The 1,410-nt window shown below is 72.2% G+C and carries 1 protein-coding gene; it reads right to left on the bottom strand.

Annotation, left to right across the window (positions count from 1 at the left end; genetic code table 11):
• Nucleotides 1–1,410, bottom strand: a 1,410-nt coding sequence (locus tag H5J33_RS35190) for an alpha-L-arabinofuranosidase (RefSeq protein WP_181798708.1), incomplete at both ends; no start/stop codon positions are given.

The raw sequence follows: 1,410 nt of genomic DNA, 5'->3' as shown, positions 1-1,410 counted from the left end.
GTGACCTGGGACGCGGTCGCCGCCCCGTCGCCGGCCTCGGTGATGTCGCTGTCACCGCGCGCGTAGCGGTGGACCACGGGCGCGCCGGCGGACGGGGTGAAGCCCGCGTAGTCCAGGTCCACGGTGTGCGCGGCGTCCGGGTCCTTGTTGACGAGCATGACGCTCAGGCGGCCGTCGCGGCGGAGCACGGCGTGTGCCGAGACGTCCCGGGCGGAGGACTGGGCGGCGACCATGGTGTCGCCCGCGGTGCCCAGTTCGCTGGTCATTTTCATGCCGTAGTACGGGTGGAACGGCGTGTTCGGCGCCGGCTCGCACACGTCGCCGGTGCAGGCGCCGCTGGAGAGCATCCCCATGTCGCCGTAGTCGGTCTCGCCGTCGACGGTGGTGATCGGGCCGGCGCCGTTGTGGGTGTCCCACCAGTCGACGTTGAACACGCCGTTCTCCAGCGCCGTCATGAAGGCGTCGGCGGCGAACAGGCCATTGGGCCGGGCGGTGAGCGGGGCACCGCCGGTGCTGGTGTTGATCTCGGTGAGGGCGATGCCGATGCGCGGTGAGTCCGCGCCCGCGTACCGGTCGAGCTGGGCGCGCACCTCCCGCAGTTCACCGGGCAGCCGGGCGAGCCGGGCCATGGCGCCCTGGGCGGTGGCGTCGGACCCGCCCGCGTACCAGTGGACACTCACGAAGTCGACGACGTCGGTGACCTCGGAGAGCACGGTGTTGTTCCAGTCGCCGGGATCGCCCTCCCCGATGATTCCGTCCGGCCACTCGCCCGGCGCGGTGAGGACCGCGCCGATCTTGACCGTCGGGTCGACGGCCTTCATGGCCGCCGCGTACGCGCGGACCTGACGGGCGTACTCCCGGGGGCTCTTGTCGGCGTGGTCGTCGTGCTCCCAGCCGCTGCCGTAATGGCCGTTGCCGTAGATCTCGTTGCCGATCTCCCAGTACTTCGCGCCGTAGTTCTTGGTGATGTTCGCGTACCTGACCCAGCCGGCCGCCTCCTCGGGCGTCCCCGAGCCGTAGTTGGCGATCAGGATGGGCTGCGCGCCGGTGGCGCGGACGGTGCCCATGAAGGCGTCGAAGCCGGTGCCGGGGGCGACGTACCCGCCGGGCGCCGTGTGCGTCTCCCAGTGGTAGATGTCGCCGTAGGAGCCCCCGGGGTAGCGCATCATCCCGACATCGGCCGCCTTCATCAGGCGGGTGACCTCCGGGTCGTTCATGTGCGAGTCCCAGATGGCGGTGTTGACCCCCCGGGCGGTGTCGGACAGCCGGCCCAGGGCCGCCTGGGCGTTGACCCGGACGTCCACGTCGGCGACGGCCGCCGTCCGTGGTGCGGCGGGTGCCACACCGGCCAGCGGGGTCAGCAGGGCGAGCGCTGCGGCCAGCACGAACGCGCCGCGCGCGAGGGCGCCA

Source organism: Streptomyces sp. WELS2, assembly GCF_013870595.1.
Lineage (GTDB): Bacteria > Actinomycetota > Actinomycetes > Streptomycetales > Streptomycetaceae > Streptomyces.
This window is presented reverse-complemented; position numbering and strand designations above follow the sequence as displayed.